Origin of the sequence: Klebsiella sp. BDA134-6 (assembly GCF_015601345.1) — a bacterium.
GTDB lineage: Bacteria > Pseudomonadota > Gammaproteobacteria > Enterobacterales > Enterobacteriaceae > Klebsiella > Klebsiella grimontii.
In genome coordinates this window covers 883,939-897,841 of sequence record NZ_CP064784.1, presented here as the reverse complement: position 1 = coordinate 897,841, position 13,903 = coordinate 883,939, and the positions used below count along the sequence as shown (strand labels likewise).

The window sequence follows — 13,903 nt, the reverse complement described above, 5'->3', positions numbered from 1 at the left end:
TAAGCCCCGTGAGCCGCCAGAACAGGATTTAAATTGAAAACAAAATGTTACTTGTAAAGCTAACGTAACACCCTTAATTTACCCTATACCGAGGGCTTATTCTCCGGTTCATCAGCGATGTCGCCGGTATGCCGTCCCTCTTCCGTCCCCTGCCAGCCGTGACGCTGAACCAGCGATAAATGATTGCGGTCCTCGTTAATAATGCCGGTCAGCATATCGCTGGTACGTTTGAACACCGCCACCCGCGAAGCCGCATCGTTTTCCGCCATCGCCACCATCTCTTCAACCATTTGCAGGTTGAAACGGCGGAACAGGTCGGCGCGTTCCCGGGCCTCATAGGCGCCGAGGCCCAGCGCCTCCAGCGTCATACGCCCGGACTTCAGCGCAGCTTCAAAGGTTTCGCGCTCCGGCGCTTCGACTCCGGCCTGGCGCAGCTTAATATAATGATCGACATCGCGGGCGCGGGAGATGATCTGCAGATGTGGGAAATGCTCTTTTGCCAGCTCCGCCAGCTGCAGGTTCGTCTGCGGATCGTCGATGGCGTTAATCAGCACTTCCGCTTTTTCCGCCCCCGCCGATTCCAGCAGGTCAACCCGCGTCGCATCGCCGTAGAACACCTTCATATCAAACTTACGCAGGGTATCGACGTGGTCAGGATCGTGATCGAGGATCACCATCTTCACGCCGCTGGAGAGCAGCACGCGGCCGGCAATCTGCCCGTAACGACCGAAGCCGGCGATAATTACCCGCGGCTGCTCTTCATCAATTTCATCGGCTTCGCGCTCCTGACCGCTGGCGGATTTCTCCAGACGGGTCAGCAATACCAGCAAGATTGGCGTGGCAGCCATCGATAGCGCCACCGCCAGGGTCAACGCCTTCGCCCATTCGCCGTCCAGGACATCGGCCATCTGCGCCGCGCCGAAGACCACAAAGGCGAATTCACTCCCCTGCCCCAGCAGCACCGCAAACCAGCGGCGCTGGGCGCGAGGTACGCCTAACGGCCTGGCGATCAGCCACAGCATCAGGGACTTAATCACCAGGAATCCCACCAGCAAAATCAGGATCCGCAGCGGATGAGTGACCAGGGTACCGAAGTCGATAGACATGCCGACACCGATAAAAAACAGCCCCAGCAGCAGCCCCTTAAACGGTTCAATATCGCTCTCCAGGGCGTGGCGGTACTCCGAGCTCGCCAGCAGCACCCCGGCGAGGAAGGCCCCCATCGCCATCGACAGCCCGACCTCTTCCAGCAGCAGTCCGAAGCCAAATACCAGGAACAGGGCCACGGCGCTGAAGACTTCGCGCAGCCCGGAGCGCGCGACAAAACGCAGCATAGGCCGGGTCAGATAACGTCCGAGCGCCACCACCAGCGCCAGCGCGCCCGCTACTTTCAGCGCCGAGAGCGCAAACGCGCCCAAGGTCGTCGAGCCGCCGCTTGCCGCCAGCAGCGGGATCATCGCCACCAGAGGAATGGCCGCGATATCCTGAAACAGCAGCACCGCGAAAGCGCTGCGGCCCAGTTGCGTAACCGTCAGGTTACGTTCGTTCATCGCCTGCATGGCGATCGCCGTTGAGGAGAGCGCCAGGGTCATACCAATCAGCTCGGCAACCTGCCAGCGCAGACCAAGCGACATGCAGAACAGGCCGATCAGCACGCCGCAGACGACCATCTGCAGCGCCCCGCCGCCGAACACCGAGGCGCGCAGTTTCCACAGTCGTTGGGGATCCAGCTCCAGGCCGATGACAAAAAGCATCAGCACCACGCCGATTTCGGCAAAGTGCAGAATCGACTCGGCGTCGGTGACCAGCCGCAGCCCCCACGGGCCAATAATACAGCCAGCAATTAAATAGCCGAGTACCGACCCCAGTCCAAGACGTACGGCAATCGGCACAATTAGCGCAGCGGATCCTAAATAGATCAGCGCCTGTATCAGCGTATGGCTATCCATGGTTGTGCGCCTCCTGCCATTCGATTAAACGTTGACGATAGCGGCGCGCCTGCGCCTGAAGGGTTTCATCATCGCAGATAAAAGTGCAATGCATCGCGAACGGCGGCAGCCATTTCATGCCGCAATACAGCGCGGTGGCCTGCAGCGGCTGCGCCAGCACGTCGAAACCGGGGAAGGAACCGATATCAAAGTGGCTTTCGCCGCCGCCGGTGGTGACCGCCCACATTAGCGATTTACCGTGCAGCGCGATACCGTTGTGCCCGTATGCCCAGCCGTGCGCCAGTACCTTATCCAGCCACAGCTTCAGCAACGGCGGTACGCTGTACCACTGCATCGGATGCTGCCAGATAACCAGATCGGCTCGGGCCAGCGCGGCCTGCTCGGCGGCGATATCGATATTGAAATCGGGATAAAGTTGATAGAGGGAGCGTATCTCTACGCCGTCAAGCGTTCCTGCCTGTTCAAGCATCCGCTTATTCGCATGCGAGTGCTGCGGATAAGGGTGCGCATAAATTATGAGAATCATTGATTAGCCTGCGTTAGTTCTTGTTGTAATCAGCAAGAGTGTAGACAGTTAATCGAATCGCTTACAATGATAAGTGTGATTTAAATCTCATTCAGGATGAGGGGCTGTCAGATGTGCGCAAAGGTGAGGCCAGATATGACCCCGCCGCACGGGGCCATGGAGAACGCTTAGTTATCCAGTTCATCCATCGATTTAACCTGATCGCGATTGATCTGCTCGGTGCGGCCAGTCTCGGCATTTTTGTAGGACACAAGCCCGGTATCATCGTCCACCTGCGGCTTGCCATCGGTCACAATGGTTTTGCCGTCGGTCGTTTTTAGCGACTGATTGGATGAGCAGCCAGCGACGGTAAAAAGCGCGGCAGCGGCGAAAACAGCAGCAGTGAGGGGTTTATATTGCATCGTGTTTCTCTCCCGTTATTAAGAGCCTATCCCATTAGGACTATTTCACTTGCCATTTTGGACCTGGGCAGTGCTCGAAATCCTCACGTACTACGTGTACGCTCCGGTTTCTCCGCGCTGTCCGTATCCAAACTGGCTGCGCCAATAACGCCTACTGGGATAGGCTCTAAGTCATATTAATTATCACCCTAACCACTTTAGGCTAGCTGACTGAACCGAGGGAGAAAACCAGAACTCTCCGAAGTGGCCTGTTAGCGCCAGGCCCTCTATTTTTGATCGGCGTTCAGCGCCGCGGGGAGCGTCACTTTATTCCGCCCGGGCTTAGCGCCACGCAAAAAAAAAAGCGCCTCCGGCGTTGGCCACCGGAGGCGCTATTAGTGGCAGATGAGATTACTTTTTAATCTGCGCGTGCATTTCTTGTACCGATGTCACCTTCTCCATCGCGTTGGCGTTCAGCGCCATTGCGGTGGCGAAACCGCCGTTCAGCGTGGTGTCATAGTGCACTTTGTACTGCAGCGCACTGCGGCGAATCAGCTTGGAGTCTTCAATCGCCTGACGACCTGCGGTGGTGTTGATGATATAGGTATATTCGCCATTCTTAATACGGTCCTGAATGTGCGGACGACCTTCATGCACCTTGTTCACCAGACGCGGGTTGATGCCGGCTTCGCCCAGCACAATCGCGGTACCGTGAGTGGCATCCAGCTCAAAACCGAACTTCAGCAGTTTTGCCGCCAGATCCACCACGCGCTCTTTGTCGCCTTCGCGAACGGAGAGCAACGCGCGCCCCTGTTTCTTCATCGTGGAGTTGCTGCCCAGCTGCGCCTTGGCGAAGGCTTCCGCAAAGGTACGTCCCACGCCCATCACTTCACCGGTCGAGCGCATTTCTGGCCCTAACAGCGGGTCAACGCCCGGGAATTTGTTGAACGGCAGCACCACCTCTTTCACCGAGTAGTACGGCGGAATGATTTCTTTGGTCACGCCTTGCTGCGCCAACGTTTTCCCGGCCATCACGCGCGCCGCGACTTTCGCCAGCGGTACGCCGGTGGCTTTCGAGACAAACGGGACGGTACGCGCCGCGCGCGGGTTGACTTCAATCAGGTAGACTTCGTTGTTTTTGACCGCAAACTGCACGTTCATCAGGCCGCGAACCTGCAGCTCAAAGGCCAGCTTCTGCACCTGCTCGCGCATCACATCCTGAATTTCCTGACTCAGGGTGTAGGCCGGCAGTGAACACGCGGAGTCGCCGGAGTGCACGCCCGCCTGCTCGATATGCTCCATGATGCCGCCAATCAGCACCATTTCGCCGTCGCAGATCGCATCAACGTCAACTTCAACCGCATCGTCAAGGAAACGGTCCAGCAGTACCGGCGCATCGTTAGATACGCTGACCGCGGTCTGGAAGTAACGGCGCAGGTCGATCTCGTCATAGACGATCTCCATCGCGCGACCGCCGAGAACGTAGGACGGGCGCACCACCAGCGGGTAGCCAATCTCTTTCGCTTTTTCGACAGCCATTTCGATCGCGGTCACAGTGGCGTTCGCCGGCTGCTTCAGCTTCAGGCGGTCAACCGCATGCTGGAAGCGCTCACGGTCTTCCGCACGGTCAATCGCATCCGGGCTGGTGCCGATAACCGGCACGCCAGCCGCTTCCAGCGCGCGCGCCAGCTTCAGCGGAGTCTGACCGCCGTACTGTACGATAACGCCTTTCGGCTTCTCGATACGCACGATTTCCAGTACATCTTCCAGCGTCACCGGTTCGAAGTAGAGACGGTCGGAGGTGTCGTAGTCGGTGGAGACGGTTTCCGGGTTACAGTTGACCATAATGGTCTCATAGCCGTCTTCGCGCAGTGCCAGGGAGGCGTGTACGCAGCAGTAGTCAAACTCGATACCCTGACCAATACGGTTCGGGCCGCCGCCGAGTACCATGATTTTATCGCGGTCAACGGACGGGTTCGCTTCGCACTCGTCTTCATAGGTGGAGTACATGTAGGCGGTGTCGGTGGCGAATTCCGCCGCACAGGTATCCACACGCTTGTAGACCGGGTGCAGGTCGTACTGGTCGCGCAGCTTGCGGATTTCCGCTTCGCGCACGCCCGCCAGCTTCGCCAGACGCGCATCGGCAAAGCCTTTGCGCTTAAGCTGACGCAGGAAGTCGGCGTCGAGGCCGGTAATACCGACTTCGGCCACTTTCTCTTCCAGACGCACCAGCTCTTCAATCTGCACCAGGAACCAGCGGTCGATATTGGTCAGGTTGAAAACGCCGTCGACGGACAGGCCGGCGCGGAAGGCATCGGCGATGTACCAGATACGCTCAGCGCCCGCGTCTTTCAGCTCGCGGCGAATCTTGGTCAGCGCTTCCGGGTCGTCAAGGCTCACCTTCGGATCGAAACCGGTGGCGCCCACTTCCAGGCCACGCAGCGCTTTTTGCAGGGACTCCTGCTGCGTGCGGCCAATCGCCATCACTTCACCGACAGATTTCATCTGGGTGGTCAGGCGATCGTTAGCGCCAACGAATTTTTCGAAGTTGAAGCGCGGGATTTTAGTCACGACGTAGTCGATGGACGGCTCAAACGACGCCGGGGTACGGCCGCCGGTGATATCGTTCATCAGCTCATCAAGGGTGTAACCTACCGCCAGCTTCGCCGCGACCTTGGCAATCGGGAAGCCGGTGGCTTTCGAGGCCAGCGCCGAGGAGCGGGATACGCGCGGGTTCATTTCGATAACGATCAGGCGACCGTCTTTCGGGTTCACCGAGAACTGAACGTTGGAACCGCCGGTCTCAACGCCGATTTCACGCAGTACCGCCATCGAGGCGTTACGCATGATTTGGTATTCTTTATCGGTCAGGGTCTGCGCCGGCGCAACGGTGATGGAGTCACCGGTATGGATGCCCATGGCGTCAAAGTTTTCGATAGAGCAGACGATGATACAGTTGTCGTTTTTATCACGCACCACTTCCATCTCGTACTCTTTCCAGCCAATCAGCGACTCATCAATCAGCAGTTCATTGGTTGGGGAGAGATCCAGCCCGCGCTCGCAAATCTCTTCGAATTCTTCGCGGTTATAGGCGATACCACCGCCGGTGCCGCCCATGGTAAAGGAGGGACGGATGATACATGGGAAACCAACGTCAGCGGCAACCGCCAGCGCTTCTTCCATAGTATGCGCGATACCGGAACGCGCGGTGTCGAGGCCGATTTTCTTCATCGCCACGTCGAAACGGCGGCGGTCTTCGGCTTTATCAATCGCATCGGCGGTCGCGCCAATCATGGTCACGCCGAATTCTTCAAGCACGCCCTGACGCTCCAGCTCCAGCGCGCAGTTCAGCGCCGTCTGGCCGCCCATGGTCGGCAGAACCGCATCCGGACGCTCTTTCTCAATAATCTTGCGCACCACTTCCCAGTGAATCGGCTCGATGTAGGTGGCATCGGCCATTTCCGGGTCGGTCATGATGGTAGCCGGGTTAGAGTTTACCAGAATGACGCGGTAACCCTCTTCGCGCAGCGCTTTACACGCCTGGGCGCCGGAGTAGTCAAACTCACACGCCTGACCGATAACAATCGGGCCCGCGCCCAGAATCAGGATGCTTTTTATATCTGTACGTTTTGGCATGGCTCTCTTAACTCCTGATTATTTCGCGGACTGACGGTACTGCTCAATTAATTCGATAAAATGGTCGAACAGCGGTGCGGCATCGTGCGGGCCAGGGCTCGCTTCCGGGTGCCCCTGGAAGCTGAACGCCGGTTTGTCGGTACGGTGAATGCCCTGCAGGGTGCCGTCGAACAGCGACTTGTGGGTCACGCGCAGGTTAGCGGGCATCGACGCTTCATCCACCGCAAAACCGTGGTTCTGCGCGGTGATCATCACCACGTTGTTATCCATATCTTTTACCGGATGGTTGCCGCCGTGGTGGCCGAACTTCATCTTCACGGTCTTTGCACCGCTCGCCAGCGCCAGCAGCTGATGGCCGAGGCAGATGCCGAATACTGGAATGTCGGTTTCCAGGAACTTCGTAATCGCGTCGATAGCGTAATCACAAGGCGCCGGGTCGCCAGGGCCGTTGGACAGGAAAATACCGTCCGGATTCATCTTCAGCACCTCTTCGGCGGAGGTCTGCGCCGGAACCACCGTCAGGCGGCAGCCACGATCGACCAGCATGCGCAGAATGTTGCGCTTGGCGCCGAAATCGTAGGCCACCACGTGGAACGGCAGCTCGCTTTCCGCTTTGGCTTCCGGCAGGTCTCCCGCCAGCGTCCAGCTCCCCTGCGTCCAGCTGTAGGTTTCTGCGGTCGTAACTTCCTTCGCCAGATCCATACCGTTGAGGCCCGGGAACGCTTTCGCTTTTTCCAGCGCCAGCTGCGCGTCCGGGCTGTCGCCGGCGATGATGCAGCCGTTCTGCGCGCCTTTTTCACGCAGCAGACGGGTCAGCTTACGCGTATCAATATCGGCAATCGCCACGATGTTATGGCGCTTCAGATAAGAAGAGAGGTCTTCGGTATTGCGGAAGTTGCTGGCAATCAGCGGCAGATCGCGAATGACCAGACCCTGAGCATGTACCTGAGAAGACTCTTCATCGGCGGCATTGGTGCCGACGTTGCCGATATGGGGATAGGTTAGAGTGACGATTTGGCGGGAATAGGAAGGATCAGTGAGGATTTCTTGATAACCGGTCATTGAAGTATTGAAAACGACTTCCCCAACCGCCGTGCCGGTAGCCCCTATGGCCCGACCGTGAAACTGGGTTCCGTCTTCCAGAACCAATAGCGCTGACTTAATCAAAACACCCTCCAGAGAATATCCACTCACTTTATTTGCATATTAATTCATAATGTAGATCTGAATCAATGCAAATCTGTTGCCCGCAGAATTTTGGCAAACGGCGGCATTCTGGAGAGATGGCCGGTAAAAGTCAACTTAAAGCGGATATTTTTAATCTTGTTTCAGGCGACTATTCAGCAATATCGGTCTTAATGGGCAAAAAGATCAACTAACTAGACTGGGAAAACGCTTGCGGAAGAGAATGATTGTAGAATCTTAGCGCAGGGATCGAAAAAGTAGACCAGACGGTCAAAATTCACAATAAAACAACAAAAAAAACATAGATAACGTACTATTTTGAACGCTTAACGATGAAAATCATCTAAACAACCAAAAATAAAAAAGGGCAATAAAGCATTGCCCCTTGCAATCAATTACTTATTGAATGCAATAACCACATCACGATGGGTAATAATCATTATAAAGAGTTCAGTTCAAGCACATCTCGCATATCAAAAAGGCCGTTTTTCTTACCTTTTAACCATAAAGCAGAGCGTACGGCGCCATTCGCAAATGTCATCCGGCTGGAGGCCTTGTGACTGATTTCAATGCGTTCACCGATATCCGCAAACATCGCCGTGTGCTCGCCGACGATATCCCCGGCGCGGACGGTCGCAAAACCGATAGTGCCGGGAACACGTTCGCCGGTGTAGCCTTCGCGACTGTAGACCGCACACGCTTTCAGATCTTTATCCAGCGCACCGGCAATCGCTTCTCCCATCGCCAGCGCCGTACCCGATGGCGCATCCACTTTGTGGCGATGATGCGCTTCGATAATCTCAATATCGGTATAGTTGCCCATCACCTTCGCCGCCTTCTCCAGCAGCTTGAGCATCACGTTGACCCCAACGCTGAAGTTGGCGGCAAAGACGATGGCGATCTCCTGCGAAGCCTCGCGAATGGCCTGTTTGCCGGCGTCGTCAAACCCGGTGGTGCCGATAACCATTCCTTTACCGTGTTGACGGCAAAAGGCGAGATGGTTCAGCGTGCCTTCCGGGCGGGTAAAGTCGATGAAAACGTCGAAATCGTCTTTTACCGCCTCAAGGCTGCTTTGCACCACAACCCCCGCCTTGCCTACGCCCGCCAGCTCGCCCGCATCGCTGCCGAGCAGCGACGAACCTTCGCGTTCCAGCGCCGCGCCAAGCGCCGCGCCGTCCATCTGCTGTACCGCCTGAATTAACTGGCGTCCCATCCGGCCGCCCGCGCCCGCGATGGCCACGCGGATTTGTGCATCATGCATAGCTATTCTCTTTTGTTAACACTACGTAAATTGTTTTCAGAGTAACCAGCCCATCGATGGGCCGCTACTCAAAAACACCAATAATTAGAAATTTATGACAAACTGCCGCCGATATCAGTAAAAACTATAAGATTGTGCCGTGAATTTGCCGTTGAGTAGTGAGGAGAAAGGAGCAAGCGCGGTCCGCAACCCCGGATCGGCCCTCTGCTGGCCAATCCGGGTGAACCGTCGAGATAAAAGCGAGCGATTAGTGCAGGAACAGCTCCCCGGCCGGGAAACCGGACAGGAACGAGGTGACCGCCAGCAGGTCGGCGCTGCCACCGGGGCTAAGGTGGCGGACAATCAGTTCATCATCCAGCTGGCGGAGCGCTTCCAGGCCGCCGTCAGTCAGCACACCACCTTCCCACAGTAGCCTTTGCGCCTGCTGCTGAACAAAATTCAGCCCTTCAAGCCCGCCACGCGACACCAGGTTGGTGTCGTCATTCCAGGCCATCAGGTGCAGCAAGGTCTGCAATAACGCCAGATTGGTATCGCCGGTCTCCGCCATAACGCGATTGAATACCGGCATCGCCTGGGTGCGCACAGTGCGAAAGCCGCTTTCCGCTTCGCCCCGTGCGCCGGATAGCCCGTAGCGCAGGAAATGCCCCTCGCCTTTACTCACCTTCTTTCCTTCGGGAGAGGAGAGCTCTCGCCCGACCAGGCCCCGGCAGAAGCGGGCCACCTGATCGCAAACCCGATGCTGCTCAACTGGCTCCCCTCTGGCCACCAGCCTTCCCGCCGCCGCGCTGAGTAGGCCAAAAGCGAAGATCGCGCCGCGATGGGTATTCACCCCGCCGGTAGCTGCCAGCATATCCGTCTCGCAGGCCATGCCCACCGGACGCAGCATAGTCAGCACCTGTTCCGGCATGATATTGGCCGTGTCGTGGCCCATAATGAAAAACTTCTCCATCCATGGGGCGACAACCGCCGTGCTGGCCTCAAAAGAGGCGAGATCCATATCCCGATGGGCGCCGGCGTTACGAATATCCACCAGCCCGGGCTTCGGCGTCAGGCGAACTTCGGTCAACAGCGCCCGTTCTACGCGAGAAACCATCTCCTCCGCCGCCACCGTTTGACGGCTCAACGGGCGTTGCTGGCTCATTATCACTTCGCTCATGCCTTCCTCCTCGATGCGTTAGCTGGCGTTTTTAACCTGATGAATCACATCAATTACCGAACCGTCGCGATAGCGCACGACGGCCACGACGCGGTCGGTAAATTCGATAGGCTCAGGTTTACCGGTTAACAGCTCGGCGCGCTGCTGCAGCTCTTCGATGGTCATCAATGGGATACCGGCATTGCGTAGGGTATCAATCAGATCCTGACGAGCCGGGTTAACAGCGATACCGTGATCGGTTACCAGCACATCTACGCTGGCGCCCGGCGTCACGCGCGTCAGCACTTTCTCTACCACGCACGGAATGCGTCCGCGCACCAGCGGTGCGGTGATAATGGTTAAATCAGCGCCTGCCGCCGTATCGCTGTGGCCGCCGGATGCCCCGCGCAGCACGCCGTTAGAACCGGTCATCACGTTAACGTTGAATCCGATATCGATTTCCAGGGCGCTCAGCATCACCACATTCAGGCGTTCGCAAGCGATACCTTTAGAGCTTGGGTTGGCATATTGGTTAGCAGAAATTTCAATATGGTTGGGGTTATTCGCCAGCGAACGCGCGGCATCTCCGTCGAAGGACTGAGTATCCAGCAGCGCTTTAATCAGGCCCTTTTCATGCAGATCGACCATCGTGCCGGTGATCCCACCCAGACCAAAGCTGGCGGTGATCTCATTGCGACGCATTTTATCTTCGAGGAATCGAGTCACCGCCAGCGACGCGCCGCCGGTGCCGGTTTGCAAAGAGAATCCATCTTTGAAGTAGCCTGAGTGTTCGATCACTTTGGCTGCCTGGCGCGCGATCAGCAGCTCACGCGGATTACTGGTCAACCGGATCGCCCCGGCGGTAATTTTTGCCGGATCGCCGACTTCATCGACCTGAACGATCAGATCAACCTGATCCTGGGCAATGCTCGCCGGGTAATTCGGATAATCAACCCACTCTTCGGTTAGTAGCACCACGCATTTTGCGGCTTCTGCATCGACTTTGGCGTAACCCAGCGAGCCGCAGCGGGATTTACCGCTAAAGCCGTTGGCATTGCCATATTCATCGCAACAGGGCACGCCAAGAAATGCCACATCAATGGTCAGCTCGCCAGTTTGTACTAAATGCGCGCGGCCGCCGTGGGAGTGGATTTGTACCGGGTTTTCCATCAGACCAGCGGAAATCTCTTCTCCCAGTTTACCGCGCAGGCCGGAGGTGTAAATCTGGCGGACCACGCCATTTTTAATATGCTCAATCAGCGGCCAGTGGGCATCGATCAACGAACTTGAGGCCAGCGTCAGATCGCGAAAACCCATTTCAGCCAGCTTCGCCATCACCATATTGATCACTTTGTCGCCGCCGCGAAAGGCGTGGTGAAAGGAGATGGTCATGCCGTTTTGCAGGCCCGAACGGCGAATCGCCTCCTCCAGCGAGGCGCAGATTTTACGTTGGCGCTTTTCGCTTTCACTGGCCAGCCACGGGCTTTTCGCCGTCACACCCGCATAGGGCGCTAATCCTTCCGGCATCACGTACTGCTGATTAAGCATTGCTACGGTTTCTTTCATTATTTGCTCCTTAATCACGAATGCCGGAAGCCGACAGCGCCACGACTTTGCGCGCATGGTCGATAATCGGTCCATCTATCATCTTACCGTTCAGCGATACCACGCCCAGACCGCGCTGTTCCGCCTCTTCCGCCGCCGCGATAACGTCCCGCGCATGCTCAACGTCTTTCAGCGTTGGGGCATAGACCTGATGCAGCAGTTCGATCTGGCGCGGGTTGACCAGCGATTTGCCGTTAAAGCCAAGATTTTTCGCCAGGTTCGCTTCCGCGAGGAACCCCTCTTCATTGTTAATATCCGACCACACCACGTCGTAAGCCGCGATCCCGGCGACTCGCGCCGCGTGCAGCACCGCGCAGCGGGCGTAAAACAGCTCGGTGCCGTCGCCGCGGCAGGTGCCCATATCCATGACGTAATCGAAAGCCGCCAGCGCGATCGCCGACAGGCGCGGGCTGGCGCGAGCAATCTCAACGGCGTTCACCACGCCCAGCGCCGACTCAATCGCCGCCATTAGCTTAGTGCTCCCTACTTCCCGTCCGCACTCGCGTTCAATCCGCTCGACGTGCGCTTCCAGTTCGTGGATATCTTCTTTGCTGTCGGTTTTCGGCAGGCGCACCATGTCCACGCCCGCGCGCACTACCGCTTCAAGATCGGCGAGACCAAACGGCGTATTGAGCGGGTTAATACGCACCACGGTTTCCACATCCCGATAGAGCGGATGCTGTAGCGCGTGATGCACCAGCAGGCGGGCGGTATCTTTTTCACGGAGCGAGACGGCATCTTCGAGGTCAAACATCACCGCGTCAGCGCCGTACACAAACGAGGTGCTTAACATCGCGGCGTTGGCGCCGGGGATAAACAGCATACTGCGACGAGGTTTCATATCTGGCTCCATTGCGGTTGAGATTGTTGCGCCGCGCGCAGCGCCGCGGCCTGAACGCGAGCCTTCAGCACGCATTCGAGCGCGCCTTTATCATCGACGACGACGTTCGCCCGGGTAACGCCAAGCTGCGTCAGCGTCTCTCTGACCACCCGTTCAATCGCCGCGCCAAACTGCTGCTTCACAATGCTGTCGATCTCAAGCTGAATGCCTGGCTCATTAGCCGGCCCGATCCTGACCATCACATCGCTGGATTCCAGCGTGCCGGCCAGGGCGTCAATCTTCATTTCCATAGAAGCTGATCCTTAGTTATGGAGGTAAATCAGGCGGTTTGATGTTCGCTTTCCGCCAGATGCATTAGAAAAGAGAGAGTTCCCGGCGGTACCAGCGGCGCAATCGCCGACCACTGGCGCTGCTGATATAGCCTGCGCACCCGAGAGGCGGAAATCGGCCCACCCTCTTTCTCAACCCGCGCCAGCTCAACCACCTGAATGGCCGGCGCGTCGCCGGGCGCTTCCAGCAGTTGGCGCATGCGCAGGTTGTACTGGCGGGTTAATTCGCACAGCGGTTCGCTGCCGACAAAGCGGTGGGTTACGCCCAGCGCCGGGGCTAAACGTTCACGGAAGAGTTGTAGATCGATCTGACAGTGACAATCGTCAACCACGCCCTGATCTTTAAGGAAGTAGCCCGGAAACGTGGCCCGGGAGATCAGGTAGGCCGATCCGGGATGCAGGGTCACATTGGCGATCCCGGCGATCCCCTGTTCAATCAGCGCCACGCGATCGCGATAGCTGAAAAACGAAGCATCTTCCTTCACCACGAACAGGTGCAGCCAGTCACACTGGCGAGCGGCTTGCTCCACCAGCCAATGATGCCCCAGGGTAAAGGGATTGGCGTTCATCACGATGGCGCCGATTTTCTCCCCGGGCTGGCGATACATCGTCAGCTGGCGGCAATAGCGCGACAGACGCTCGCGGCTATTCTCCATTAATACAGCCTGATCCCCCGCGCGGGCGATAGGCCAGAATCCGGCACAGGAAAATAGCGCCGCATTGTAGGGTTTGGTGAACAAAAACAGTTCGCTACGGCCCAGTTCATACGCCTGGGTCATCAATTCAGTCAGCAGCTTCAGACTGAGCCCCTCCCCCTGGAGCGAAGGATCGACGGCAATACATTTGAGCACGCAGCCGGCAATCGCGCCGCAGCCGACAATCCGCCGCTGGTATTCGGCAACAATCACGATTTCGCAGTCCACCTCCAGCGAAAGCTGATGCTGGTGAAGAAAGAGGTCAATCGCCTCTCGCCGCCGGGGATCTTTTTGCAACGCGACGCGTTTTAATATCAGATTCATTTTTCTGCGCTTCATTAACCAAAACGAGCTGTATTTC

Annotated in this window: 11 protein-coding genes; all 11 read right to left on the bottom strand. The window is 57.3% G+C overall.

Translation table 11 applies throughout. The annotated features are described in order from the left end of the window. Positions 1-83 precede the first annotated feature (83 nt). The 11 genes from kefC to citC all read right to left on the bottom strand — a co-directional run bounded on the left by kefC (position 84) and on the right by citC (position 13,866). Positions 84-1,949 carry a glutathione-regulated potassium-efflux system protein KefC gene (gene kefC / locus IYV58_RS04190; protein WP_004128825.1) on the bottom strand — a complete coding sequence of 622 codons (1,866 nt, stop codon included), beginning with the start codon at positions 1,947-1,949 and terminating at the stop codon, positions 84-86. Continuing rightward, positions 1,942-2,475 carry a glutathione-regulated potassium-efflux system oxidoreductase KefF gene (kefF, locus tag IYV58_RS04185; RefSeq protein ID WP_004128823.1) on the bottom strand — a complete coding sequence of 178 codons (534 nt, stop codon included), beginning with the start codon at positions 2,473-2,475 and terminating at the stop codon, positions 1,942-1,944. Before kefF ends, kefC begins: the two co-directional genes overlap by 8 nt. A gap of 167 nt (positions 2,476-2,642) precedes the next feature. Next, positions 2,643-2,876, bottom strand: coding sequence for a YgdI/YgdR family lipoprotein (locus IYV58_RS04180; protein ID WP_004098521.1), 234 nt, complete (start codon positions 2,874-2,876; stop codon positions 2,643-2,645). A 390-nt stretch (positions 2,877-3,266) separates the two neighbouring features. After that, complete coding sequence (gene carB / locus IYV58_RS04175; RefSeq protein WP_004098519.1) at positions 3,267-6,491, bottom strand: carbamoyl-phosphate synthase large subunit; 3,225 nt, start codon at positions 6,489-6,491, stop codon at positions 3,267-3,269. 18 nt (positions 6,492-6,509) lie between these two features. After that, positions 6,510-7,658 (bottom strand): glutamine-hydrolyzing carbamoyl-phosphate synthase small subunit, encoded by a 1,149-nt coding sequence (gene carA / locus IYV58_RS04170; RefSeq protein WP_004128821.1) that lies wholly within the window; start codon positions 7,656-7,658, stop codon positions 6,510-6,512. Between the two features lie 457 nt (positions 7,659-8,115). Next, positions 8,116-8,937, bottom strand: a complete 822-nt coding sequence (gene dapB / locus IYV58_RS04165; protein ID WP_004128819.1) for a 4-hydroxy-tetrahydrodipicolinate reductase — start codon at positions 8,935-8,937, stop codon at positions 8,116-8,118. A gap of 247 nt (positions 8,938-9,184) precedes the next feature. Further along, positions 9,185-10,078: a triphosphoribosyl-dephospho-CoA synthase CitG gene (citG, locus tag IYV58_RS04160; protein ID WP_369894326.1), complete on the bottom strand. Its 894-nt coding sequence runs from the start codon at positions 10,076-10,078 to the stop codon at positions 9,185-9,187. Positions 10,079-10,111: 33 nt separating this feature from the next. Continuing rightward, positions 10,112-11,638 carry a citrate lyase subunit alpha gene (gene citF, locus IYV58_RS04155; protein WP_049122859.1) on the bottom strand — a complete coding sequence of 509 codons (1,527 nt, stop codon included), beginning with the start codon at positions 11,636-11,638 and terminating at the stop codon, positions 10,112-10,114. Between the two features lie 10 nt (positions 11,639-11,648). Then, positions 11,649-12,518 (bottom strand): citrate (pro-3S)-lyase subunit beta, encoded by an 870-nt coding sequence (gene citE / locus IYV58_RS04150; RefSeq protein WP_004128813.1) that lies wholly within the window; start codon positions 12,516-12,518, stop codon positions 11,649-11,651. Continuing rightward, entirely contained in the window at positions 12,515-12,808 is a 294-nt protein-coding gene (gene citD, locus IYV58_RS04145; RefSeq protein WP_004128811.1) for a citrate lyase acyl carrier protein, read from the bottom strand. The genes citE and citD overlap by 4 nt, the downstream gene beginning before the upstream one ends. A 29-nt stretch (positions 12,809-12,837) precedes the next feature. Next, on the bottom strand, positions 12,838-13,866 hold the full coding sequence (gene citC, locus IYV58_RS04140) for a [citrate (pro-3S)-lyase] ligase (protein ID WP_195729439.1): 1,029 nt from the start codon (positions 13,864-13,866) through the stop codon (positions 12,838-12,840). Between the last annotated feature and the right edge of the window lie 37 nt (positions 13,867-13,903).

Bases quoted from the DNA above. Each gene is read 5' to 3' on its own strand.
- citC (WP_195729439.1), bottom strand. From the start codon at position 13,866: ATGAATCTGATATTAAAACGCGTCGCGTTGCAAAAAGATCCCCGGCGG.
- citF (WP_049122859.1), bottom strand. From the start codon at position 11,638: ATGAAAGAAACCGTAGCAATGCTTAATCAGCAGTACGTGATGCCGGAA.
- citD (WP_004128811.1), bottom strand. From the start codon at position 12,808: ATGGAAATGAAGATTGACGCCCTGGCCGGCACGCTGGAATCCAGCGAT.
- dapB (WP_004128819.1), bottom strand. From the start codon at position 8,937: ATGCATGATGCACAAATCCGCGTGGCCATCGCGGGCGCGGGCGGCCGG.
- kefC (WP_004128825.1), bottom strand. From the start codon at position 1,949: ATGGATAGCCATACGCTGATACAGGCGCTGATCTATTTAGGATCCGCT.
- kefF (WP_004128823.1), bottom strand. From the start codon at position 2,475: ATGATTCTCATAATTTATGCGCACCCTTATCCGCAGCACTCGCATGCG.
- citG (WP_369894326.1), bottom strand. From the start codon at position 10,078: ATGAGCCAGCAACGCCCGTTGAGCCGTCAAACGGTGGCGGCGGAGGAG.
- IYV58_RS04180 (WP_004098521.1), bottom strand. From the start codon at position 2,876: ATGCAATATAAACCCCTCACTGCTGCTGTTTTCGCCGCTGCCGCGCTT.
- citE (WP_004128813.1), bottom strand. From the start codon at position 12,518: ATGAAACCTCGTCGCAGTATGCTGTTTATCCCCGGCGCCAACGCCGCG.
- carB (WP_004098519.1), bottom strand. From the start codon at position 6,491: ATGCCAAAACGTACAGATATAAAAAGCATCCTGATTCTGGGCGCGGGC.